The organism is Achromobacter sp. Bel (assembly GCF_012928505.1).
Classification (GTDB): Bacteria; Pseudomonadota; Gammaproteobacteria; order Burkholderiales; family Burkholderiaceae_B; genus Achromobacter.
Map to the genome: position 1 here is coordinate 1 of NZ_JABBJN010000031.1, position 23643 is coordinate 23643.

A 23643-nucleotide genomic window follows, 5' to 3' on the forward strand; every position below is an offset into this window, starting at 1 on the left:
TCTTCCGATCTCGCAGCCGGCGCCGCCAGCGCGGCCGGCATGGCGCCATAGGCGACGCGCACGGCAGGCGCCGCCGCGCCGCGCGGCGCATAGGAAGGAGAGGTCGCCACGCGCCTGCTGCCGCTTAGGGCTGCAGCACTTCGACGGTGCCGGCGTACGACAGGCGGCGCTTCTTGGCTTGCGGCACGGTGACCTTGGCGTCTTCCATGCCGGCTTCGATCCAGTACAGGCCCGGTTGCGCCCACTTCACGGAGAACTTGCCGTCCTTGTCCGTCTTCAGCTTGATTTCGCCGATCTTGTCGCGATAGCGGCTGCCGCCGGGCACGACGTTCACGTCCAGTTCCGCAGCGGGCTTGCCGTCCACCAGCATCTGGAAGGTGGCTTCCTCGCCCGTGAACAGGTCGTTGGGGTGCGTGACGGGCGCCAGTTCCAGGCCGCGGCCCACCGCTTTGACGGCGGTGGGCTTGCCCGCGGTCACGAAGGTCTCGACACGGCCCAGGCTCTGCGAGACTTCCAGCTCCTGCGCGTTGGCGGGCACGGCCTGGGCCATGCCTTCCACCTTGCCGAAGTAGCGCTTGTTCTTGCCGTCTTCCTTCCAGCGCGCGAACACGCCGTCGTTCACGACCGCCACACGGTAGGTGCCGCTTTGCTTTAACTGCAGGTCGAAGGTGCTGCGCAGCTTGCCGCGGTTCAGGTTTTCGGCTTCGGCGGCATTGCCGTCCGGGGCGACGATGGCCAGCCCGTCCAGGCGCAGCGGCGCGTGGTTGAAATAGAACTTGTCGTTGCCCACGGCCGCATCGACCGTGATCCAGCTGTCGGTGCCCGACAGCACGGTGGAGGACGGCACGATCCAGACGTCGTGCGCGTGCGAGGCAAAGGGCAGGCACAGCGCCAGGGCAGCGGCCAGTTTGGCGGCGGATTTCATGGTTGCGCTCCTAGAAGGCGATTCGATGGGCATCAGGGTTTCAGGTCGAGCGCGATGGCGCCCAGTTCATGTTCGCCGCGCGCCGTCAACTGCTCGGCTTTCTGCGGGGGCCACTGGAAGGGGATGCGCAGCAGTTCGCGGCCGCCGACTTCGCGGGCGGCTTCGACCACCACGGCGTACTGGCCGGGCTTGAGCGTGGACAGGGGCTTGCTGGCCGCGTCGAACCTCAGCGCATGCTTGCCCACGGGCTTGGTCGCGCCGCTGACGCCGTCCACCGGAAACTGCTGGTTGCGGCCGCTGCGGCGCCACCATTGGCGCATGTCCTTCAGCCACTCGGTGCCTTCGTTGTTCTTCTTGGCCACGTCGTACCAGACAGCCAGATCGGCAGCGACGCTCTGGTCGGGGTTTTCGATCCAGATCGCCACATAAGGGCGGTGGTACTCGGCCACGTCCAGGCGCGGCACCTCGATATTCAGGCCGATATCGGCCGCTTGGGCCGTTCGGGCGATCATGCCGGCCAAGAGGGCCGGCAAGAGCAATTTGCGCATGGAATTCTCCAAGGGGCGGCTCGATGGAATCAGTGGATGAAGAGCAGGGCCAGGACCACGGGGATCACTACGCCCAGCCCCACCATGGGCCAGGTCGCGCTGCGGTTGCCGGCGTGCATCTTCAGCAGCACCAGCCCGGTCAGCGAAAAGACCAGACAGGCGACGGCGAAAATGTCCAGGAACCAGCTCCAGGCCAGGCCGGTGTTGCGGCCCTTGTGCAAGTCGTTCAGATACGAGATCCAGCCGCGGTCGGTGCGTTCGTATTCCACGTCGCCGCTGGCAAGGTCAATGGACAGCCAGGCGTCGCCGCCGGCGCGCGGCAGCGACAAATACACCTCGTCGGCGGACCATTCTGCGGTTTTGCCGGCGGTGGCGGCGTCCAGCGATTCATCCAGCCATTGCGCCACGGGGGCGGGCAAGGGGGCTTTCTTCTGCCCGGCGGGCGCCGACAATTGCTTCAGCACGGGCTCGGGCAATTGCGCCTGCCGGCTGGTCACCACCGCTTTCGATTCGATGTGCGAGGCGTTGTTCAGCGTCAATCCGGTGATGGCGAACAGCAGCATCCCCAGCAGGCAGAGCGCCGAGCTGATCCAGTGCCATTGATGCAGCGTTTTGAGCCAATAGGCCCGGCGCCGCGGAGCGGGTTGACTGTCCATGAGGGATTCGATTTGAAGGCGCGGATTCTAACATTTAATGAGAATTACTCTTATAAAACGCCGGGCTTGGCGAAGACGGAAATTTCAATCCGTTTCGGCGTGCGGCGCCGGGCGGCCACCCAACAGCGTGGCGGCGGTGGTCTCGCGGGGATAAGATAGGCCACCCGTTACCAACACCGGAGGTGCGTCATGCTTGAACCGCAATGGGGGGATATCGGTCGTCATTGGGGGTGGGTCGCCTTGCGCGGCGTCGTCGCCATTCTGTTCGGATTGATGGCCTTGTTCATGCCGGCGATCACCCTGTCGGCCCTGGTGCTGGTCTGGGGGGCGTTCGCGCTGGTGGATGGCGTGCTGGCCTTGATCGCCGGCGTGCGTATCCGCGACAACGGCAAACCGCTGTGGGCGCTGATCATCGTCGGCCTGCTGGGCGTGGCGGCGGGCATCGTGACCTTCCTGTGGCCGGGGCTGACGGCCTTGCTATTGCTTTACATCATCGCGTTCTGGGCGATTGCGGCCGGCGTGTTCCAGGTCATCGCGGCCATCCGCTTTCGCAAGGAAATCCGCAACGAGTGGCTGCTGGGCCTGTCGGGCGTCGTGTCCATCCTGTTCGGCGCCATGCTGGTCGTGCAGCCTGGCGCGGGCGCGCTGGCGCTGGTGTGGGTGATCGGCATCTACGCCATGTTCTTTGGCATACTGCTGCTGGTCTTTTCCCTGCGACTCAAACAACACCGCGCCCCGTAGTGCCGCGCCCCATGACCATGTCCGCCTACCAAACCCTGATTCCCCTGAATTTTCTTGCCGTGGGCCTGGGTGCCATCCTGGGTGCCTGGACGCGGTGGCTGGTCAGCCTGTGGCTGAATGTCGAGTCCTGGCCTTGGGGCACGTTCGCCGTCAACTTGGCAGGCGGGTATCTGGTGGGGCTGGCGCTGGCGATGGTGGCGGGGCATCCCGAATGGCCGGCCTGGGTGCGATTGGGCGCCATCACAGGTTTCATGGGCGGCCTGACCACGTTTTCGACGTTCTCGGCCGAAACCGTGGCCATGCTCGAGCGCGGCGCGTACGGCGGCGCGCTGGGCTATGCGGGGCTGAGTCTGGCGGGATCGTTGGCCCTCACGGCCGCTGGCATCGCCACGGCGCACCTGCTGCGCTAAGTGCCACCTGGATCGTGGCGCGCGACCCGCCGCGTCGCCGGGCCAACCCGCGCGCAATCCACGCTCAATCCGCGATCAGGTCCGTGGCCAGGTCTGCGCGCGGATTCAGGACGCGGGCGGCCTGCAGGCCGCTTTGCACCGCGCCTTCCAGGACTCCGGGGTAGCCCGTGTCGGTCCAATCGCCAGCCAGCGCCAAGGTAGGCCAAGGCGTGGAATTCAGCGGCCGCGTCAGGCCCGGCACTGCCGCGAAGGTGGCGCGCTTTTCAATCAGCAGTTCGGACGCGGCCACTTCCGGCATGGCGGGCAGGCGCGCGGGATGGCGCGCCGCCTGCTCGGCCACCTGGTCGATCAGGGCTTCGACCACCTGATGGCGGTTGCGCTCCGCGATGCTCGTGGCGGCGCTGGCCACCACGGCCAGTTCGCCCGCCTTGGTGTCGCCCGCCAATTGCGCACGGTCGAACAGCCATTGCCCGACGTGGCCGCGCGCGGCTTCCTCGCGCAGCATCATCATGGGTTCGGGCAAGCGCCACGGTTCCGCCAAGCGCAGATTCAACGTGGCGATGGGCAGATAGGTGAATGCCTTCAGCGCGTTCAGCAAGCCGGTGGCGCCGGCCTGCCGCAGGGGCGCGTCCAGCAGGCGCGCCGCGAACGCGGGCGGCACCGCCAGCACGGCGGCATCGAAGCGTTCCTGATTGACGACGATGCCGTCGTCGGAGGGGTCCAGTTGGCGCACGGTGCTGCCGTAGCGCATCGTGACCTGGCGCGCCGCGGCATCTGGCCACAAGGCGGACAGGTCGGTGCAGGGTAGCAGCAGGTCGCTGTCTTCGCGGGTGCCGGCCAGGCTGTCGCGCAGCACGCGGGCAAACAGCGCCGCGCTGGCCGTGGCGGCGGGCGTGTTCAGCGCGGCCAGGCACAGGGGTTGCCAGACCTGGCGGATCAGCGCGTCTGACTGCGCGTGGTAATGCAGCAGGTGCTGCACCGTCCAGTCGCGCGGCGGCATCCACGACATGGCCTTCAGGCCGCGCATCAGCCGCAACGAGGCAAAACGGTCGGCCCAGGACAGGCCGCGCGCCCGCAGGATCGCGATCGCCATGTGCAGCGGGGCGGGCAGGCGTGGCGCGGACAGGTGGAAACGGCCGTCCAGGGTAGTCAGGCGAAGCGGCCGGCGCATCAGCAGGGCGTCGGGATTGCGGCCTACCCGGCGCATTAGCGCCAGCGTCTGCTTATAGGCGCCCGACAGCAGATGCTGGCCATTGTCCAGCGGCGCGTCGAAATCACCGTGGAACACGCGGCGGGCACGGCCGCCGGGCGTATGGCCTGCTTCGAACACGGTGACTTTGGCGCCGGCTTCACGCAGGGCGACGCTGGCCGCCAACCCCGCCCAGCCCGCGCCGATGACCGCCGCCTTCACCGTGCCAACCGGCGGACCAGTCCGCGTCCGCCGCCCACCCAGGTTTTCCATGCCAACCACAGCTTGCGCAGCGGCGTCAGCGAAATGCGCTGGTGCAGCACCTGCCAGTTGTCGCGTTCGATCTCGTCAAGCAGCGCATGATAAATGGCGGCCATCATCAGCCCCGGGCGTTGCGAACGGCGGTCGGCCTCGGGCAGATTGCTCATCGCTTCCCGGTAGAGTTCGCGGGCACGGTCAGCCTGGAACTTCATCAGGGCGGTGAAACGGTCCGAATATTCGCCATTCAGGATGTCCGAGGCCTTGACCTCGAATTGCTGCATCTCGTTGACGGGGATGTAGATACGGCCGCGGCGCGCGTCGTCGCCCACATCCCGGATGATGTTGGTCATCTGGAACGCCAGACCCAATTTCTCGGCATAGACCAGCGTCTTGGGATCGCTATAGCCGAAGACGCCCGCGGACAGTTCGCCCACGACGCCGGCGGCGTGCCAGCAGTATTTGCGCAGGCCTGGCCAATCCAGGTAGCGGGTCTGGTCCAGGTCCATCTCCATGCCGTCGACCACGGCCAGCAGGCGCTCGCGGGTGATTGAACAGCTTTGCAGATGCGGTTGCAGCGCCCGCGTCACGGGGTGGTCCGGCTTGCCGTCGAACATCTGGTCGACCTGCGTGCGCCACCAGGCCAGCTTGACGCGGGCCAGCGACGGGTCGGTGCATTCGTCGACCACGTCGTCCACTTCGCGGCAGTACGCGTAAAGCGCGGTGATCGCGCGGCGGCGTTCAGGCGGCAGGAACAGGAAAGAATAGTAGAAGCTGGAACCGCTCTTGGCGGCTTTCTCCTGGCAATATTCGTCAGGGGTCATAGATAGGCAGGGCCTGTTACTTGATAGAGCGCCACAGCATGATGGCCCAGTCTTTGGCGCCCAATTCGGGGCGATTCATGAATACATCGTAGCCGCTCGCCTCGATACGCTCCAGCACGCGCAGCCCGCCTTGCACCACCAGGCGCAGCTCCAGGCCGATGCGGCCCGGCAGGCGGCGCGCCAGCGGAGCGCCGAAGTGTAGCAGCGCCCGCGTGCGTTCGACCTGGAAGGCCATCAGTTCGCGCCAGGCGGGCGTCAGGCGGCAGGCGGCCAGGTCGTCTTCCGAGACGCCATGGCGGCGCAGGTCTTCCTGCGGCAGATAGACACGGTGCTTGTGCCAATCCATGCGCACATCCTGCCAGAAGTTCACCAATTGCAGCCCCGAGCAGATGGCGTCGCTTTCAGCCGTGTCCTGTGGGGAGGTGGCGTCGAACAGGTGCAGCATCAGCCGGCCGACCGGGTTTGCCGAGCGCGTGCAGTAGTCGGCCAGCGCAGCGTAGTCTTCATAGCGTTTGACGGTGATGTCCTGCTCGAAGGCGGACAACAGGTCGAAAAACGGCGTGATCGGCAACTGATGCCGGGCGATGGTCTTGGCCAGCGGCGTGAAGATGTCGGCCAGCGGCGGCAGGCCGGGCGGGGGCGTCGTGCCGGGTTCGGCGCCGATGCGGTGCAGTTCGGTACGAAACGCCGCCAACTGGGCCAGGCGTTCTTCGTCGGTGGCGCTACCTTCATCGGCGATGTCGTCCGCGGCGCGGGCGAACCGGTAGATATCGGTCACGGCGCCACGCAGCTGGCGCGGCAGCAGCACCGAGGCGACGGGAAAGTTCTCGTAGTGATCGATAGACATAATTAGCAGCTCGGGCGGGGTCTCCGGGGACCCTGTCCGCACCATTTTAGAGTAGTCGTTTCTTCAAGGCACGATGACGCCCGGCAGGGACGGCGATCAGTTAGACTTAAGCGCCACAGGATCTCACACCATGCCGCGCCCAATTTCCGCCACCGTCTCCGTTTCTGCCCTTGCGCACAATCTTGCCGCTGTGCGCCACCACCTTGAACAGACCGCCGCCGCCGCCTCCGGCGTGCCGCCCTCCATCTGGGCGGTTATCAAGGCCAACGCCTACGGACACGGCATCGAGCAAGCGGTAACGGGGTTTTCCAAGGCGCAGGGCCTGGCGATGCTGGATCTGGACGAAGCCGTGCGCTGCCGCGAGGCCGGCTGGGGCGGCCCCATCCTCCTGCTCGAGGGCTTCTTCAACCCGTCGGATCTCGACCTGGTCGACCGCTACCACCTCAGCACCACGGTGCACAACCGCGAACAGCTGGACATGCTGGCCCGCGCGCGTTTTGCCCGCCGCGTGGACATCATGCTCAAACTCAATAGCGGGATGAACCGGCTGGGCTTCAGCCCGGCCGCCTATCCTGCCGCGCATGAGCGCGCCCTGCTGCTGCAACAGCAGGGCACGGTAGGCTCGATCGGCAAAATGACCCACTTCGCCTGCGCCGACGGTCCCCAGGGCGTCAATGAGCAACTGGCGGTTTTTAATTCGGTGACGCATAAGCTGCCGGGGGCGATCAGCGTCTGCAACTCCGCGGCCACGCTGCGTTTCGCCGATATCGCCGTCGGGTCCTCCACCCAGACGCACTGGGTGCGCCCCGGCATCTGCCTGTACGGCGCGTCGCCGTTCGCCGATGCCGACGCGGCATCGTTCGGCTTGAAGCCGGCCATGTCGCTCAGTTCCGAGATCATCGCGGTGCAAGAGCTCAAGGCCGGCGATTCGGTCGGCTATGGCGCCATCTTCCGCGCGGAACGCGCCATGCGCATCGGCATCGTCGCCTGCGGCTACGCCGACGGCTATCCCCGCCATGCCACCACCGGCACCCCGGTCGTCGTGGCAGGCATCCGAACCCAATTGGTCGGCCGCGTGTCCATGGACATGTTGATCGTCGACCTGGACCCCATCCCGGCGGCTGGCGTCGGCGCGCCCGTGACGCTCTGGGGCGAAGACGGACCCTCGGTGGACGAAGTGGCCCAGGCCGCCGGTACGATCGGCTACGAGCTCCTATGCGCCTTGGCGCCGCGCGTCCCCGTCACCCGGGACGCCTGAACGCGCGGATTCCGCGCCCACCGGCTCCGAAAGAGGGCCGCCGTGCGGGGGGTGTCCGGCGTGCAAGAATTGCTACGCAATTTACAAGACAGCCGACGCCGGATGGTGTCTACTTGGAACACCGGGCGCTCAAGCGCCCGTTTTTTACCCAGAAAACACTGCGAGGTTTCCACCCATGAAGGACAAATGCGTGCTCATTACGGGCGCCACCAAAGGCATAGGCTGGGCGCTTACGCAGCGGCTGTCCGACATGGGCTGTCACGTGGTCGGCATCGCGCGCAACACCACCGACGTCGATTTCCCCGGGTATCTGTATGCCTGTGACCTGGCCGACGCCGGGCGCACCGAAGAAGTCCTGCGCGAAATCCGCGACAAATTCCCCGTCGATGCCGTGGTCAATAACGTGGGCATCGCGTCCCCGCAGCCCTTGGGCGAGATCGATCTGGCCACGCTGTACAACGTGCTGGATTTGAATGTGCGCGTCGCGGTGCAGGTGACGCAGGCTTTCGTCGAATCCATGAAAGTGCGCCGCGCCGGCCGCATCGTCAACGTGGTCAGCCGTGCCATCTACGGCGGCCTGGACCGCACGGCCTATTCGGCCGCCAAGAACGCGCTGGTCGGCTGCACCCGCACCTGGGCGCTGGAGCTGGCCGAATACGGCGTCACCGCCAACGCGGTCGCGCCGGGCCCGATTGAAACCGAAATGTTCCGCGCCACGCGCCCGGCGGGCAGCGACGGCGAAAAGCGCGCGCTGGCCTCGGTGCCCATGAAGCGCCTGGGCACGCCGGCCGAAGTCGCCGCCGCGATTGCCTTCCTGCTGTCGGACGAGGCCGGCTTCATCACCGGCCAAGTGCTGGGCGTGGATGGCGGGGGCAGCCTGGGCGGGCGTTCTTAGCGCGCAAGGGAATGACCGTACGGCGATTATTTTTCTTTACATTGTTCTGGCTGCTGGGCGCTGCAACGCCTGCGGTCGGCCAGACGCAGCAACCGTTGCTGCTCACGGTGCAAAGCCAGGTCCATCTTCAACGGGCCGTGCCGGCGATCTCTGACGACGATTGGCGATGGTTGCGCCAAAAGCAGGAACTGGTGCTTGGGGTTGTGCAAGAGGACCGGGCGCCATTCGAAATCGTCTACCGCGACGGCAGCTATAAGGGCATCACGGCGGACGTGAGTACGCTGGCGGCCCAATTGCTGGGCCTGAACCTGCGCTTGTTGTCTTATCCGACGCGGGAAGCCGCGCTGAAAGCGCTCGATCAGAAGACGGTGGACATGGTCGCCGGCGAGGCGCAGCCCGACGATCGCACGGTGGCGGCGTTCAGTTCGCCGTACATCGTTGATCACGTGGCGATTTTCAGACGCGCGGCCGATACGCGGGACCTCCCCGCCGACCTTGACGGCCTGGAAGTCGCCCTTGGGGCAGATGGCACGTTGGCTGCCGAGGTGGCAGCGCGTTATCCCAAGGCGAAGATCGTCCGCTATGCCTCCACGGACGAGGGGCTTGGTGCGGTGGCATTCGGCCGCGCGGATGTGTACGTGGACGGGGCGCTCGCGGCCTATCACAGCATCAACCGGTCCTTTTTCGACTACGTCAAGTTCAGCCGCTACACAGAGATTGCGACGCGGTACAGCTACGCGCTGGCGTTGGACAATGACCGGCTGCGCACATTGGTGGACCAGGCCATCGCCGCAATCGGACAAACGCTGCCCGAGATCGCGCGCAGTTGGGCGGGCAGCGGCTTCATTCCCGGAAGCCGGAACATTTCCTTCACCCCGGACGAGTTGCGCTGGATCGCGGCGCATCCCAAGCTGCGGGTGGTGTTGAACGACGACCTCGCGCCCGTCGCCTTCTTCAATTCGAACAAGGCATTTTCCGGGCTCGCCTCCGATCTGCTGGAAATGGTCACTTTCCAGACAGGGATCCAGTTCGACGCCTTCAGCCGCAAAGGCAGCTTCCCCGACCAGATCAAGGCGATCGCCGACGGCGAGGCGGATGTCGCCATGATGACTCCGACCGTCGGGCGCGAGCAGGTGCTGCGGTTCAGCCAACCTTTTTCCGTCGACCCCCTGGTGCTTGTCACCCGGCGAGGTGTGGCCGGGCAGGGGCTGCCCGTGCGTACGCTGGCGATCGCCGGGGGCCATACCGCTGCAGAGTTGGCCCCCCCGCGCTTTCCGACCGCCACGCTCGTGGAGGCAAGCTCGAGCCTGGACGCCATGAACCGGGTCCATACCGGACAGGCGGACGGCGCAGTCCTGGCCTTGCCGGCCGCGCGCTACTACATCGGTCGCCTGTTCAAGGATGAACTCGCGATCAGCGACGTGCTGGATTCCCCTCCCGTGGCGCTCAGCTTCGCTGTGCGGCGCAACGATCCTGAACTGCAATCCATCCTGAACAAGACGCTGGCGATTTTGACGCCCTATCAAATGAGCGCGTTTGCCAACCGGTGGAAAGCGGAACCCGGCATGAGCGGGGAGACCTGGCGCGACTATGGCGTCATCATCGCCCAGGTCGTGGGCGCTGCGGTCCTGTTGCTGCTGGGCGTGCTGGTCTGGGTCGCGATGCTTCGTCGCCAGGTCCGCGCCAAGGGGTTGGCCAAACAGGCGCTCAAGCAGCAGTTGCAGTTCGTCAAGACCCTGATCGACAGCATGCCGCCGCCCATCTATGTGCGCGATGGCCACGGGCGCATGCTGGTCTGCAATCGCAGCTACCTCAAGGCGATGGGGCTGCAGGCGGCCGACGTGTTGGACAAGACCGCATTGGAGTTGCCGCCAGCCGAGTTCGAGGCGGCAGGGGACTTCCACGATACGTACATGCAGGCGATGCGCAAGGGGGAGATGATCTCGGGCGTGCATCGGGTGCGGATACGTGGGGTGGAGACCTGGATCGATCATTGGGCGCAGCCTTTCGAAAATGCCGCAGGCGTGCCCAGCGGCGTGATCTGCGGGTGGCTGGACATCACCGAGCACCACAACCTGGTGCAGGAGTTCGCGGCCGCGAAAGATCTGGCGGATGCGGCCAGCCGGGCCAAGACGACGTTCCTGGCGACGATGAGCCACGAGATCCGCACGCCGATGAACGCCGTCATCGGCGTACTCGAACTGGCCTTGAAGCGCGCGGACAACGCGCCCATTGACCGCAACAGCATCGAAATCGCGTACGCCTCGGCCCAAGGCTTGCTGACGTTGATCGGCGATATCCTGGACATTGCCCGCATTGAAGCGGGGCGCTTGAGCCTGTCCCCGGCGCGCGCCGGGTTGCGCGAACAGGTCGAGTCCGTCGCTCGCGTGTTCGATGGCCTTGCGCGTCAGAAGGGGTTGCGCCTGCTGCTGGAAATGGATGCAAGCATCCAGACCGACGTGCTGATTGACGCATTGCGCTTCAAGCAAGTGCTGTCCAACCTCGTGGGCAACGCGATTCACTATACCCATGGCGGCCATGTCCGGATCCATGTGGATGGCCACGCCGTCGATCCCTCAGTGCTTCAGGTCGATATCGCGGTCGAGGACACCGGCATCGGCATATCGGAAGCGGATCAGCAGCGCCTGTTCAAACCGTTCGCCCAAGCGGGACGAGAGGCCGGCGCGACGGGCGGAACGGGCTTGGGGCTGGTCATCAGCAGGTCGCTCTGCGAAATGATGGGTGGCCGGCTGACGCTTGAAAGTGCGCCAGGTGTTGGAACCACCGTCAGGGTATCGCTCAGGTTGCAGACGCTGCCAGCCATGCCCGCGATGGACCTGCCGTCGCGGCAGCAGCCGATAGCGCCTCGCGTGCTGCAGATTCTGGTGGTCGACGATCATTCGGTCAGCCGCCAGATATTGGCGCAGCAATTGCGCTTTTTGGGGCATGAAGTCGAAGACGCGCCAGATGGCGTCGCAGCGCTTGAAAGGTGGCGGATGCACGCGTTCGATGCCGTGATCACGGATTGCCGCATGCCCGGCATGGACGGCGCTACCCTGGCGGGGGCGATCCGGCAGGAAGAAACGCAACGCAACGCGGACAGGACCCTCATCATCGGCGTCACGGCCGACGCGCAACCGGAAGAGATCGAACGCTACGTGCAGGGCGGCATGGACGAGTGCCTGGTCAAGCCCGTTGGCCTGGACACGCTGGGCGCACGGCTGGCGCACCACCTGTCTGCCATGGCGCAGCCTGAACCGGCCGGGGGCGGCTTCCGTTCAGATGCACCCTTGTTCGATCTGGCCCCTTTGCTTGAGATCGCCGGCGGCGATGATGGGCGGCATTGGGCGCTGCTTGAGGAATTGATACGCACCAATCGCGAGGACATCGCCAAGGTGCAGGCCCGTGCGGAGCAGGGAAACCTGATGCAGGTCGCAGAGCTTGCGCACCGCATTCAAGGGGCCGCCAGCATATTGAAGGCGGCCAGACTGGTGCAGGCGTGTGCGGACGTTGAGCGCCTCTGCCACCAAGGGGGGGCGGCAGAGGCGCCGGCACTGGCATCGTCGATCCAGGCATTGACGCAAGCCGTTCTGGCCCTGGAACAAGGGTTGCTCAAGCAGCGCGGGAAGCGGTAGGGAGTCTGCTGCAGGGGTATGCCGCCTACTGGCGCCACCCGCTGTGGCGCGGAGCTTAGGAAAATTCCTACACGATGTTCAATCGCCGCCGATGGTTATCTCCCGTCCGGTGCGTAGCATCTAGGGGCTCCGCAACCCCCCGCCTTCCACGCCACCATGTCCGTTCTTTCCCGTAATCTGCTAATCCGAGTCATCGCCGCGCTGATCGGCGCAGGCGTATCGTTCCACGCTTATGCATTCCTTTACCCCGTCGCAACCACCGAACCCTTCATTGAAACGAGTTCCGGTGCGCTATACATCAGAACCGAAGTCGGCAAGCGAGAGATCATTGGCGTGGATGGCAATCGGAAAGTGCCCTACAACGCCATCATGCAGCCCGCGCAGTGGCTGGCCAGAGATCCTTCCCGCATCTATGCTGGGACGCCTGCAGATAACTGCACCTGGTTTTGCCTGGTGGCGCAAGCCAACGAAACCATCGCCACTTTCGCTGGCCGATGGCAGTTCACTCTCTGGAACAGCAAAGTCCTGATCCCGAACGCGGCAGGCGCCAAGGTTTGTTCGGGTGTGATCATTCGCACAAGTCGTCATCAGGGGCTGGTGACCAGCCCTTTTTATGTCGGGCCTGATGTCGACGGCAGCTGCGGCTATGTGTATTCGAACTGCATCATGGACATGCAGGGCGCAGCAGAGCTGATTCACGGCGAGATCTTCGATACCGATGCGGATGGCCATAGCGCCAGCACGAAGCTGAAGATTCGTTGCTATGGCGCGACGTCGGTGCGGATGCGTCTTATGTCAGGTAGCGGTGCAGGCGACGAAGATCGGGTGAAGTTAAGTAATGGTGGGAAAAGCCGCCTGTTCGTCAATGACAACCCTATCTCCGGCCAACTGCGTCTGCAAGACGGCATCAATACCGTGACGTTGAGCGACAAGCTGGAGATCCCCGCCGATGTCACACTGGGGACGTTCACGGGGAGCGCAGTGCTGATGGTAGAGCCGTACTAGCTGCGCCTTGAAGCACCGTATCCCCGGCATGCGTCCGGCAGAATTCCACGAAATGGTCCGTCGGCATGGGCCGTGCATAGAGATACCCTTGCGCAACCGCGCAACCCAATTCGCGCAGCCGGGCCTGCTGCGCCAGTGTTTCAACGCCTTCCACCACCAATGGCAGCTGCAACGCTTTGGACATCTCGACGACGCTGCGGATGATCGTCGCGGCGCGCGGTTGTGTCTTCAAGCTGCGAGTGAACGTCGCGTCCAGTTTGATCTGATTGAACGGCAGGGCGCAAAGTCGGTCCAGTGACGCATGTCCGGCGCCGAAGTCATCCATGGACAACCCGCAACCCATGTCGCGCAGCTTCAACAAATTGTCCAGAATACGAGCGGGTGTGCTGACCATCGCGTCTTCCGTGATTTCCAACATGATGTCGTGGGCAGGTGCCTGATATTGCGCAAGCATTTCGCCGATACGCTCGCTAAGCGCGGAGGACGTCAGTTGGATGGGGTGCAAGTTGAAGGCAAGCTGGGTGGACACGCCTTGTCGGCGCAGGTCTGCCTGCATCGCCAGACCTTGTTCGAAGATTGCCTGGAAAAGATCGTCAATCAAGCCGCCGGACACGATTGTCGCCAAAAAATGCGCGGGTGAGAGCAGGCCGAGCGAACGATGATGCCAACGTGCCAACACTTCGGCTGCCAGTATGGTTTTACCGTCGATATCCACGATAGGCTGGTAGTACGCCTTGAATTCGCCGTTCTTCAACCCTTGTCGCACGTCTTCTTGCGAAGCCAGGGCGTAGTGGCCTGGCGCAGGGCGCTGGCTGCTCCGTCGGAACTTGGCCATCAGCGATGCGAGTCGAGCCGGTTGCAACGCCACGTCCAGATCTCCCAGATATTCCAGGTTCAGGCATTCAATCGCCGCCGCCGTGCTGTCGCGCAGAGCGGCTTCTGGCAGGCCGCTGGTGATCACGGAATGAACCAAGGAAAGTTTGCTGGCTTCACGCAGGAAGGCCAGCCCATCCTGGCCCTCATGATGCAGTTGGCAGATGGCGATATCGATGCCTCCGCAAGCCTTCAACAAGGTGATGGCCTTGGCGCCCTGTGAGGCTTCATAGATGCGGCCATCGACCATGGTTCTTAACGCCGTCACGATGACCATGCGTGAAAAGGGGTGGTCGTGCAAGACCAGGACGTTAAGGTTCTTCATGTGACGCCGACGTAAACGTGAACAAGGTCGCTCATGCTAAGTACGGCGGTGAGTCGGGGCTAGGGGCGGATTCCGGGCAGAGAGTAGGAAACTTCCGAAATCACCGCGTCGATCTCAGTCATAGGCGAGGGTGAAGGTCAGGGTGGCATTCTTGATTTCGCCTCGGCCTATCTGATGGCTTTCAAGCGCTTCTTTTTCGCCCTGCAGATAAGCCATGAACTCGATGTTGTTCGTTCCTGCCGTAACCTGACCAATGGCGTTTTTCGTTTTCAAGGGCAGGCGATTTCCTTGCGGCGTCTCCAGGCCGATCGCAACCCCGGCGATGCCGTCGCTGTCCAACGCCAGAAGGCCTGGCTGCTTGGCGCTTTCCGGTCCTTCGAAGTAAATGCTCAAGCTGTTGTTGCCTTGCGAGATGTCGCAGTTCAGCAAACGCAGCGTGATGGGTCGCCCGGGAGTGCGGCCATTCACGTAAAGGACTCTGTCGGGTACCGAAAGAAAGTTCAGCCGCACTTTTTCGCTTTCCGGGCTGAGCGTGCAGGCTTCCGCGACCAGTCGTCCCGAGAAGGTCATATTGTCGCCGGCAGACTGAGCCCCGGCCGGCGGGGCCAGGCAGGATAGGCTTGCGGCCAGCAGGCTCAGGCTGCGGGTGACCGGCTTTTTCATGCGCATGGTGGTGTCCTAATACAGCTCGGCTATCAGCAGGGCCGATGCCGTGAATTCCTTGAGCGGCAGGCGCGAGCCGGCCAGCTTTACCGGAACGGCTTCCAGCGTCGGCGGGGATTGCGAGGCGTCCAGTTTGATTTCCTGGGCAATATTCAAGACAAAATCCGGGTAGTTTTTCAGGATCAGCTTGATGCCTAGATCGGGCACCGAAGATTGCACCGCGGCTTTGTCGAATTCTGTGGCCACGCCCCTGACCGTCAGCTTCATTCGCCACGTCATGCTCGGCTGATTCATGCCTGGGCAATCGATTTGATAGGGAACGATCTGTTTGTAGTGGTCGCCGTCGATCTTGCTCGTACTGATATTCTGCTTGAATGCAACCTCGATACGCCTGCCGTTGTCGCTGACGGTGCAGGGAGGGGGAGTCACCAGGTAGCCGCTGAATCTCATGTTCGGCTGTTCAGCATGGCTGCCTGCAGACGCAAGGACGGCCAACAGCGCGCCGGGGAGGGCGACTCGGGCCAGTAGTCGGAAACGATATGTCATTGATAGTCCACTACCATGGTGGCCGAGGCACTGAACTCGCCGCCCGTAATCGTTCCTTCGCTATGCGCGACCAGAACGGCTTCCAGCTTTGGAGGCGAGGCGGCCGTCAAGGAAAACCAATCGTTCAGCGCGAGAAGGGTCGTGTCCCGCCTCAGGGCGATGCCTAGACTGCTTTGGCTCGGAATGCCGAGCAGTTTGGGGTTGAAGCTGGCGCCCTCGCCAGAGATCTTCATATTGAGGGGGTAGGATTGGGCACGCCGGCAGTCGAGCGTATAGCGGATCTGCGTGATCTTGTATTGCTTCCCGTCGATTCTGGAAATCTGCACATCGCCAAACGGGATGTCGATGGGCTTATTGTTGTTGATGATGCAGGGTATTTTTGCTCGGATAGTCCCGGAGATTTCGACGCGGACGTGATTATTGGCGATTGCAGTTTGAGCCAGCGACAGCGACGCGGGGGCCATTAGCAGGATCGCGGTCAGGCACGTGCGCAGTGGGCTGCCAATGTCCCCCGGATGCGGGATGCGGGGCGAGGCGGTGGTGTCAGGCATAGGTCACATAAAGGTTGATGTACGCATTCAGGTCAATGGGCCGTCCCAACCCGGTCTCCTGATTCATGGTTCCTTCCCTGCGGATGGGGCTGCGCGTTCAGCGGCGGCCCTCCACCGGCTTGGCCGTGCATTCGGCGCCCGAGCAATGGAACTCCAGCTGCGGCCGTCCGCCGTAGTCATTGACATAGGTCAGGACGGGCTTTTCGCCCAGCACCTTAACGCCGATACTCAAGGGCGCTTTCGATTGCGGGGCGAGCATCAAGGGTTCAAATGCGTCCGGGGTTTTGCCGTTGGCGCGATCCGAGGCATCGATAAGCGTGATGTAGAAGGGCGTGGGGTTGTTTACGACGTAGTTGTCACCTTGACGCGTCAAGGTCAGGCGCTCTTGCCAAGGCGTGGACGAGGCGATCGGTGCCTTGCTGAGCGCCGGCGGCCGATAAAAGAGTTTGACGCGCGTTTGCAGCGCGATTTGCAGGGTGTTTGCCTTGTCACTCCGCGGAGGTACTTCGCGCAAGTTGAAGTAGAAGATCGATTCACGGTCTTGCGGCAATTGCGCCAACTCCGGCAACCCCTGGATCTTTACCTGGCTCTTGCCGCCCGGCTCAAGGCGCTGGATAGGGGGCACCACCACCAGGGGCGAACTGATCTTCTCGTCGCGCTCATTTTCGATCCAGGCTTGCGCCAGGTACGGCAACTGTTCGTTCTGGTTGCTGATGCTCAAGCTGACGGATTTGTTCTGGCCGTTGAATACGACGCGAGTGCGATCCAGTGACACTGCGGCGGTCGCGTACTGCGCGGTAAACAGCGTGGCCAATGAGAGCAGGGCAAGAGAGGAAATGAACTTGATTTTCATGTTGAAGGGTACGGCCTGTTGTGAGGGTTGATGGGGTGGGTGCATGCCAGGGAGCAGGGCGCGCCTAGGACCCGCACTCGTAGGCTTGACGCAGGGCAGGAGAATCCGCTTCGGTCGCAATGGTGAACAGGCAGGGCTTGTTGCCGCTCCACTCAACGGTCATGACTTCGCCGGCCTGCATGCCGCTCAGGTAGACCTGCCCGTCGTCGCCGACGATGCCGGCTTCCTGACCGCGGCGGTTTTTCACGCTGACGCCGAAGGGCGCAGGCGTGCCGTCGGATAGCCGCAAGGCGATCATCCCCTTTTCGCCGGAGATGACCTCCAGGCTGCGGTAACCGATGGCGCCCTCCGTCAGCGTGGCCTGGGTGACCGAGCGCAAGGCTTCCACGTTGTCGGGCAGGTGGTCCAGGTCGATGGAGGCTTGGTTGCGGTAGTAGCTGTTGACATCCGTGATCACGGCCTTGCCGAACCCGTTCGTTTCAGTGGCCACGCCGTTGCCACGCACGGGAACGCCGCCAACGCCGTCGGTGTCGACCATCAGGCGGGTTCCGCCCGGCGAGACGCTGCGGTGCAGGGCGGCGCCGCGTGTGGTCACCGTCGCGCCGCCCTCCAATGACAAGCCCATCGAGCTGTACGCGCCTGTCTGATGGCTGGCGCTGACCACGGCTCGAGCCCAGGATCCGTCGTATGACAGGTAGCCTTGCGCGGTATTGCCACCGTTTCCATGGCCTGCGCTGATCATGTAGTTGCTGCGATCGTTCAGCCTGCTGTAGTAGCCCACGTCATGCGTGGAGCCGCTGCGGTTTGACGACGCGCTATAGCTGAGTGAACCCTTTTCACCGAAAGGAATGCTGAGCGACAGGTACATGCCGTTATCCGACGTGTGATAGGCCTGATTGCTGTAGCCCGTCACCGACACGCTCAGGTTCTTCAAGCGTCCAATGTCGAAGTAGCGCGAGGCAGACAGGCTGTAGCGCTTGTTCACGGGACCATTCCAATAGTTTTGATGGCTGTAGTTGAGATACACGTTGGTGCCCAGGTCGCGGAATTGCTTGCTGAACGAGATCGTGTACATCTCTTTGCTGCGATTGATGGGGTTGCCCTCGTATCGGGCATTGAGCACGTCATTCAGGCTCGTGAAGTTCTTCTGCGAAAACCGGTAGCCCGCAAATGTGACCTGGCTGTCGTATTCGTCGAACCGCTTCGAGTAACTGACCCGATAGGACTTCCCCATCAGTGCCCGGCGTTCGCCGCCGACCACGGCGCGCGATTGCGTGACGTCAAATGACACGGCGCCGAATGCCAGCAGGTCGCGGCCCACGCCAAGGGCGACGGCGCCATAATCCTTCGCGCCGAGGGCACCGCCAAAGAGCGACCAGCCGTTGCTTACGCCCCAGGAAAATTCGCCAGTTCCGAACACGGGGCCTTGCAAGCGGTGGTTCCACTCGGAAGGCTTGCCCGTCGCCAGATTGAAGCGCAGGCTTCCTGGTCGCGACAGGTAAGGGATGCTGGCAGTTGCGACCCGGAAATTCTGATGGCTGCCATCTTGCTCTTCAACGCTGACATCCAGGTTGCCGCTGACGGCGTCATTGAGGTCCTGGATGCGGAACGGCCCCGGAGGCACCTGGGTCTCGTACAGGACACGTCCTTGTTGCCGTACCACCACGCGCGCGTTGCTGCGCGCCACGCCCGTGATTTCAGGCGCGTAGCCGCGCAGGTTCGGCGGCAGCATGCTGTCATTGGTGGCGAGGCTGGCGCCCGTATAGCGAAAGCCCCCGAACAGGTTGGAGTTCAGATAGTCTTCCCCGACGATCAGGCTGGATTTCCACCCGGGAATGGCGCGCATGGCATAAAAGCGGCTCCAGTCGAACCGCTGCTTTGATGGCCGGCCGGAGCCGCGTTCGGCCTGGGCCTGCCAATCCGCGCGCAGACGCCAGGCTCCGATGTTCATGCCTGTCGTGCCGTTGCCGCTGAGATAGGAGCTGCGGTCGCCTTCACGGGAACGCCGGGTGGTTTGCGCGTTCAAGTTGTAGTCCAGCACGGCGCCCGCAATGCCGTCGTCCCATCTGGAGGGTGGGTCCCAGTTAGGCGCGGTGTATTCCAGATCGGCTTGCGGCACGATCACGTAGATCGCAGCCTTGCCCAGGCTGGTGTTGACCTGCATGCCGGGTATGCTGCTGGTATCCAGACAGGCGCCGTCGTTCCACCACGCCAGCTTGTTGATCGCGTCCTGGCGCAGGCCGAGTTCGGCGACGTGTTCGGGCGCCAGGCACGCAAGACTGCCGCGCGGATCGTCGGGGGGGGCCATGAAATGGATGAGAGTGTCGGATAACCGCTGCTGGTTCACATGCAGCGCCAGGTTGTACGCGCCAGGCATGATGTAGTTCGCGCGGGAGAACAGGCTAAGGTCGATGTTCTGCCGGTCTTTCAGATCCAGCACATCCATGTTGAACTGGACTTCATTGGATGCCTGCGAGAGGCTGGCCGCCAGGCATAGGGCGGTGCTCATCAAACCCTTGCGATAAATCACTTCTTTGGCCTCTGGGGGTATCGTGACGCGCCCCTGCGAATCCGCCCGCATGGTGCGAGCGGAGGCTGGAGCCGGCCTTCGGCACAGCTCCAGGTTCTGCTGCGTGCGGGTTACTTGTAGGCCAGGGTGAAGTTCACCGCGGCGTGGAATTCGCCCGGAACGAGGTTGACGTCCTGCTTGCCCTGCTGGCCGTCATCTTCTTGCTCGCCTTGCAGGAAGGCCTGGAATTCCAGCGAGGGCGTGGTGGTGGAGATCTTCGTGGCGGACGACTCGTGACCCATCTTGATCAATTCGCCGCGTCCGTCAGCGATACCCAGGCTGGCGCCCCGGGCCGCGCCCTGGATGGCGACCAGACCTTCATAGGCGGCGGACGGCGTGCCGGTCTGGAACGTTGCGGTGACGCTGTTCTTGACGTCTGTCAGGTCGCATCCAAGCAGGTTGATCTTGAACGACTTGGGCGTGGACTTCTTGCCGCCCTTGAGTTCGGCGCTGGCGATCTGGTCCATCCGGATGGTTTGATTGACGGAGTCGCTGGCGATCGAGCAAGGCGCTTCGACGATCGATCCTTCGAAACGGACCTCGCCGCTGGGAGTGTCTGCGGCGAAGGCGGCGGTGCAAGCCGTGCCGAATGCAATCGATGCGATCAGGCGAGCCAACTGATTTTTTTTCATCACAATGTCCTTGGATAGTGGTTGCAGCTTTCGAGCCGGATGTTCCGCGTTCGCTGCCCTGGGGAGCCACAAAGGGCGGCGAGCGTTTGGGAACCACCTCGTGTTGAAGCTGAAAGCAGTGTAGGAATTGGGACGTTCGTGAGAAATAGGATGCGTAGCAGGGTTATGTAGGAAATTTCCTAAGCGGGCCGCTGGCATGTCGCGTGATGTGTAGAGACGCAAACATTGAAATAATCCGCCCCCCTTTTGCGGCCGGCATGCGGCTCGTGCCGTCTTCTTTGCACTAAAATTCCCCGTCCTCAGGTGCGCCGCTGCGTGCGACGCGTTCGGTATTACCGATCGCCGGAGGTTTCTTCTTGAGATAGGCCAATCCCCACATGAACACAGTCTTAATCGTTGACGACCATCCGGTGCTACGCCTTGCCGTGCGCATGCTGTTGGAGACGAACGGCTTTCGGGTAGTGGGCGAGGTCGGCAACGGCATTGATGCCGTACAGATGTTCCGGGACCAGTCGCCAGATGTGGTGATCCTGGACATCGGCATTCCGAAGCTGGATGGCCTGAGCGTGATCGGGCGGATGCGCGGCATCGATCCGCGTAGCCATATCCTGGTGCTTACCTCGCTGTCGTCCGAAGCGTTTTGCCATCGGTGCATGCAGGCGGGCGCCAAGGGGTTCGTCTGCAAAGACGAAGATCTGAACAAACTGGTCAGCGCGATCAAGGCCGTGATGGCGGGGTACAGCGTGTTCCCGTCCACGGCGGTAGCGCCGGAGCACGGGCAGCTGTCCGAGGGGGCGATGATCAAGAGCTTGTCGGACCGCGAGATGACTGTGCTGCAATATCTTGCGCAGGGGCGGTCGAACAAGGAGATCGGGGATTTGCTGCTGCTGAGCAACAAGACGGTCAGCACCTACAAGACGCGTTTGCAGCAAAAGCTGGGCATGACGTCGGTGCTGGAGCTTGCCGATTTCGCGAAGCGCAATGCGCTTCTGGGAGATGGCGAAGGCGCCTGAGGCGGGCTCAGGCGCCGGGTCGACAAGCGGGCTTAGTACGGGCCGGTGCCGGATTGCACCGGTTTTGCGTCTTTGAACTCCCCCGCCAGCTTTTCGGCCGCGCGAGCCAAGAGCACGGCGTCCACGCCCACGGCCACGAAGGTCGCGCCCAGCGTCAGGTAATGCTTGGCCTGCGCCACGCCGCTGTGCAGGATGCCGGCGGCTTTGCCGGAACGCACGATGCGGGTGATGGCGTCGTCGATCGTCTTCAGGACCTCAGGGTGTTCCGGCTGGCCCAGATAGCCCATGCTGGCGGACAGGTCGGCCGGGCCGATGAACGCCCCGTCCACGCCGTCCACCGCCAGGATCTCGTCCAGCGCCTCGATGCCAGCGGGTGTTTCGATCTGCACCAGCACGCACATCTGGTCGTTGGCGCGTTCCAGATAGTTGGGGATGCGGTTCCAGCGCGATGAACGCGCCAGCGCGCTGCCCACGCCGCGGATGCCGGCGGGCGGGTAGCGCACCGCAGCCACAGCCGCCGCGGCTTCCTCGGCGGATTGGATCATCGGAATAAGCAAGGTCTGTGCGCCCGTATCCAGGATCTGCTTGATCTGCACCGGATCGTTCCAGGCCGGGCGCACGACGGGCGCCACCGGATAGGCCGCTACCGATTGCAGTTGCGACAGCGTGGTCTGCAACGTGTTGGGGGCGTGTTCGCCGTCGATCAGGAGCCAGTCGAAGCCGGCGCCCGCGACGATTTCCGAGGTATAGGCGCTGGCCAGGCCGGCCCACAGGCCGATCTGGGGTTTACGGTCGCGCAAGGCTTGCTTGAAGGTATTTGCGAGGATGTCCATGGACTGCATGCCGTGTTAGATGAAATGACAGTTGACGGAACCCAGCACGCCGTAATCGACACTGAATGTGTCGCCGGGCCGGGCGGCTACCGGCCGGGTGAACGACCCCGACAGGATGATCTCTCCGGCCTCCAGCGCGACGTCATGGGCGGCCAGCTTGTTAGCCAGCCATACTACGCCATTGGCGGGGTGATTCAAGACGCCGGCGGCTACGCCGGTTTCCTCGATGACGGCGTTGCGTGACAGGATGGCGCCGATCCAGCGCAGGTCCATGTCGCCGATCTTCACGGGCCGTCCGCCCATCACCACGCCCGCGTTGGCGGCGTTGTCCGCGATGGTGTCGAAGACCTTGCGCGGGCGCTTGGTGTCGGGATCGATGCCGTGCGAGCGCGCGTCGATGATCTCCAGCGCGGGGATCACATAGTCGACGGCGTCATACACCTGGAACAGCGTCACGTTGGGGCCCTGCAGGCGCTTGCCCAGCACGAAGGCCAATTCGACTTCCAGGCGCGGCAGGATGAAGCGGTCGGCCGGGATATTGCCGCCATCCTCGAAAAACATGTCGTCCAGCAGGATGCCGAAGTCGGGTTCCTCGATCTGGGACGCCTGCTGCATGGCGCGGGAGGTCAGCCCGATCTTGTGGCCGCGCTTGACGCGGCCCTCCGCCAGTTTGATATCCATCCACGCGCGCTGAATGGCGTAGGCGTCGGCAATGCCGATGTCCGGATGTTCCAGCGAGATCTGGCGGATCTGCGTACGGGTGCGTTCGGCGTCATGCAGGCGCGCGGCGATGGCGCGCACGGTTCGGGTGTCTAGCATCGGGTGTCCAGGGTGAATCAGGAGGGGAAGGGGGCTAGCGTGTTGACGAGTCGTCCCACGCCTTCGATTTCGGTCACGACCTCGTCGCCGGGCATGACGTTGACGATGCCGTCGGGCGTGCCTGTCAGGATCAGATCGCCGGGAGACAGCGTCATGAAGCCGCTGAAGTACTCGATCAGCGCGGGCACGTCGAACACCATGTCGCGCGTGTTGCCGCGCTGGGTCTCGATGCCGTTGACAGTGGTGCGCAGGTTCAGGTTCATGGGATCGGGCACGTCGTCGCGGTCCACCAGCCAAGGGCCCAGCGGCGTGCAGGTGTCGCGGCTTTTCACGCGCAAGTTGGGGCGATACCAGTTTTCCAGGTAGTCGCGCAGCGCGTAATCGTTGGCCACCGTATAACCCGCCACATAGTCATAGGCCTGGTCCCGCCTGACCCGGCGGGCCGTCTTGCCGATCACCACCGCCAGCTCGCATTCATAGTGCATGAAGGCAACGTCGGCCGGGCGCAGGGTCTGGGCACGATGCCCGACGAAGGTGTTGGCGGCTTTCAGAAAGCCCAGCGGTTCGTCCGGCGCTTTGAACGCCAGCTCCTTGGCATGGTCTGCATAGTTGATGGCCAGTGTGAACGTCGTGCGGGGTTCGATGGGCGGTAGCCAGGAGACGGCGGCTTCGGACAGGACGCGGCCGTCGGCCAGGCGGACGTGGCCCGGATCCGCCTCGGTCGCCGCATGGATGGCGCCTTCGTAAACGATGCGTGCGTGTTTCATGGCGCGGT

At 63.5% G+C, this 23643-nt stretch carries 23 protein-coding genes; 7 read left to right on the forward strand and 16 right to left on the reverse strand.

What is annotated here, in order from left to right; genetic code table 11:
- Window positions 1-124: 124 nt before the first annotated feature.
- The 3 genes from HG262_RS19115 to HG262_RS19125 are packed head-to-tail and all read right to left on the reverse strand — an operon-like array spanning window position 125 to window position 2129.
- Complete coding sequence (locus tag HG262_RS19115; RefSeq protein WP_169272518.1) at window positions 125-925, reverse strand: DUF4198 domain-containing protein; 801 nt, start codon at window positions 923-925, stop codon at window positions 125-127.
- A 32-nt stretch (window positions 926-957) separates the two neighbouring features.
- Window positions 958-1473, reverse strand: a complete 516-nt coding sequence (locus tag HG262_RS19120) for a DUF2271 domain-containing protein (protein WP_169272519.1) — start codon at window positions 1471-1473, stop codon at window positions 958-960.
- A gap of 29 nt (window positions 1474-1502) precedes the next feature.
- On the reverse strand, window positions 1503-2129 hold the full coding sequence (locus tag HG262_RS19125) for a PepSY-associated TM helix domain-containing protein (RefSeq protein ID WP_169272520.1): 627 nt from the start codon (window positions 2127-2129) through the stop codon (window positions 1503-1505).
- 189 nt (window positions 2130-2318) lie between these two features.
- Here HG262_RS19125 and HG262_RS19130 point away from each other — a divergent pair, with 189 nt between their 5' ends.
- A complete protein-coding gene (locus HG262_RS19130; RefSeq protein ID WP_169272521.1) occupies window positions 2319-2870 on the forward strand; it encodes an HdeD family acid-resistance protein in 552 nt (183 codons plus the stop codon).
- A 17-nt stretch (window positions 2871-2887) separates the two neighbouring features.
- Window positions 2888-3280 (forward strand): fluoride efflux transporter CrcB, encoded by a 393-nt coding sequence (locus HG262_RS19135; RefSeq protein WP_169272569.1) that lies wholly within the window; start codon window positions 2888-2890, stop codon window positions 3278-3280.
- A 64-nt stretch (window positions 3281-3344) separates the two neighbouring features.
- Here the strand turns inward: HG262_RS19135 and hpnE are convergent, their stop codons facing one another.
- Genes hpnE through hpnC form a run of 3 tightly spaced genes read right to left on the reverse strand, consistent with a single transcriptional unit; the run spans window position 3345 to window position 6398 of the window.
- On the reverse strand, window positions 3345-4691 hold the full coding sequence (hpnE, locus tag HG262_RS19140) for a hydroxysqualene dehydroxylase HpnE (RefSeq protein WP_169272570.1): 1347 nt from the start codon (window positions 4689-4691) through the stop codon (window positions 3345-3347).
- Complete coding sequence (hpnD, locus tag HG262_RS19145) at window positions 4688-5551, reverse strand: presqualene diphosphate synthase HpnD (RefSeq protein WP_169272522.1); 864 nt, start codon at window positions 5549-5551, stop codon at window positions 4688-4690. Before hpnD ends, hpnE begins: the two co-directional genes overlap by 4 nt.
- A 16-nt stretch (window positions 5552-5567) precedes the next feature.
- The gene (gene hpnC / locus HG262_RS19150) at window positions 5568-6398 is read right to left on the reverse strand and encodes a squalene synthase HpnC (protein WP_169272523.1); all 831 of its coding nucleotides are present in this window, start codon (window positions 6396-6398) and stop codon (window positions 5568-5570) included.
- A 130-nt stretch (window positions 6399-6528) separates the two neighbouring features.
- Between hpnC and alr the strand changes: the two genes are divergently transcribed.
- From alr to HG262_RS19170, 4 genes are all read left to right on the forward strand, one after another.
- Window positions 6529-7656 carry an alanine racemase gene (gene alr, locus HG262_RS19155; RefSeq protein ID WP_169272524.1) on the forward strand — a complete coding sequence of 376 codons (1128 nt, stop codon included), beginning with the start codon at window positions 6529-6531 and terminating at the stop codon, window positions 7654-7656.
- A gap of 175 nt (window positions 7657-7831) precedes the next feature.
- Window positions 7832-8551, forward strand: a complete 720-nt coding sequence (locus HG262_RS19160; RefSeq protein ID WP_169272525.1) for an SDR family oxidoreductase — start codon at window positions 7832-7834, stop codon at window positions 8549-8551.
- A gap of 11 nt (window positions 8552-8562) precedes the next feature.
- Complete coding sequence (locus HG262_RS19165; RefSeq protein ID WP_169272526.1) at window positions 8563-12186, forward strand: transporter substrate-binding domain-containing protein; 3624 nt, start codon at window positions 8563-8565, stop codon at window positions 12184-12186.
- 156 nt (window positions 12187-12342) lie between these two features.
- On the forward strand, window positions 12343-13191 hold the full coding sequence (locus tag HG262_RS19170) for a hypothetical protein (RefSeq protein WP_169272527.1): 849 nt from the start codon (window positions 12343-12345) through the stop codon (window positions 13189-13191).
- On the opposite strand, the gene HG262_RS19175 is transcribed toward HG262_RS19170, so the two are convergent.
- The 7 genes from HG262_RS19175 to HG262_RS19205 all read right to left on the reverse strand — a co-directional run bounded on the left by HG262_RS19175 (window position 13154) and on the right by HG262_RS19205 (window position 20203).
- Window positions 13154-14389, reverse strand: coding sequence for an EAL domain-containing response regulator (locus tag HG262_RS19175; protein ID WP_169272528.1), 1236 nt, complete (start codon window positions 14387-14389; stop codon window positions 13154-13156). The genes HG262_RS19170 and HG262_RS19175 overlap by 38 nt on opposite strands.
- A 114-nt stretch (window positions 14390-14503) precedes the next feature.
- Entirely contained in the window at window positions 14504-15058 is a 555-nt protein-coding gene (locus tag HG262_RS19180) for a fimbrial protein (protein WP_169272529.1), read from the reverse strand.
- 9 nt (window positions 15059-15067) lie between these two features.
- Window positions 15068-15598 (reverse strand): fimbrial protein, encoded by a 531-nt coding sequence (locus HG262_RS19185; RefSeq protein ID WP_169272530.1) that lies wholly within the window; start codon window positions 15596-15598, stop codon window positions 15068-15070.
- A complete protein-coding gene (locus HG262_RS19190) occupies window positions 15595-16149 on the reverse strand; it encodes a fimbrial protein (RefSeq protein WP_169272531.1) in 555 nt (184 codons plus the stop codon). The genes HG262_RS19185 and HG262_RS19190 overlap by 4 nt, the downstream gene beginning before the upstream one ends.
- A gap of 97 nt (window positions 16150-16246) precedes the next feature.
- Window positions 16247-17002: a fimbria/pilus periplasmic chaperone gene (locus HG262_RS19195; protein ID WP_169272532.1), complete on the reverse strand. Its 756-nt coding sequence runs from the start codon at window positions 17000-17002 to the stop codon at window positions 16247-16249.
- A gap of 64 nt (window positions 17003-17066) precedes the next feature.
- Window positions 17067-19511 (reverse strand): outer membrane usher protein, encoded by a 2445-nt coding sequence (locus HG262_RS19200; RefSeq protein ID WP_169272533.1) that lies wholly within the window; start codon window positions 19509-19511, stop codon window positions 17067-17069.
- A gap of 131 nt (window positions 19512-19642) precedes the next feature.
- The gene (locus HG262_RS19205) at window positions 19643-20203 is read right to left on the reverse strand and encodes a fimbrial protein (protein ID WP_169272534.1); all 561 of its coding nucleotides are present in this window, start codon (window positions 20201-20203) and stop codon (window positions 19643-19645) included.
- 377 nt (window positions 20204-20580) lie between these two features.
- Between HG262_RS19205 and HG262_RS19210 the strand changes: the two genes are divergently transcribed.
- On the forward strand, window positions 20581-21216 hold the full coding sequence (locus tag HG262_RS19210) for a response regulator transcription factor (RefSeq protein WP_169272535.1): 636 nt from the start codon (window positions 20581-20583) through the stop codon (window positions 21214-21216).
- 32 nt (window positions 21217-21248) lie between these two features.
- On the opposite strand, the gene hpaI is transcribed toward HG262_RS19210, so the two are convergent.
- Genes hpaI through HG262_RS19225 form a run of 3 tightly spaced genes read right to left on the reverse strand, consistent with a single transcriptional unit; the run spans window position 21249 to window position 23635 of the window.
- Window positions 21249-22049: a 4-hydroxy-2-oxoheptanedioate aldolase gene (gene hpaI, locus HG262_RS19215; protein WP_169272536.1), complete on the reverse strand. Its 801-nt coding sequence runs from the start codon at window positions 22047-22049 to the stop codon at window positions 21249-21251.
- Between the two features lie 15 nt (window positions 22050-22064).
- Window positions 22065-22868 carry a 2-oxo-hept-4-ene-1,7-dioate hydratase gene (gene hpaH / locus HG262_RS19220; RefSeq protein ID WP_169272537.1) on the reverse strand — a complete coding sequence of 268 codons (804 nt, stop codon included), beginning with the start codon at window positions 22866-22868 and terminating at the stop codon, window positions 22065-22067.
- 17 nt (window positions 22869-22885) lie between these two features.
- A complete protein-coding gene (locus tag HG262_RS19225) occupies window positions 22886-23635 on the reverse strand; it encodes a fumarylacetoacetate hydrolase family protein (protein ID WP_169272538.1) in 750 nt (249 codons plus the stop codon).
- Window positions 23636-23643 lie beyond the last annotated feature (8 nt).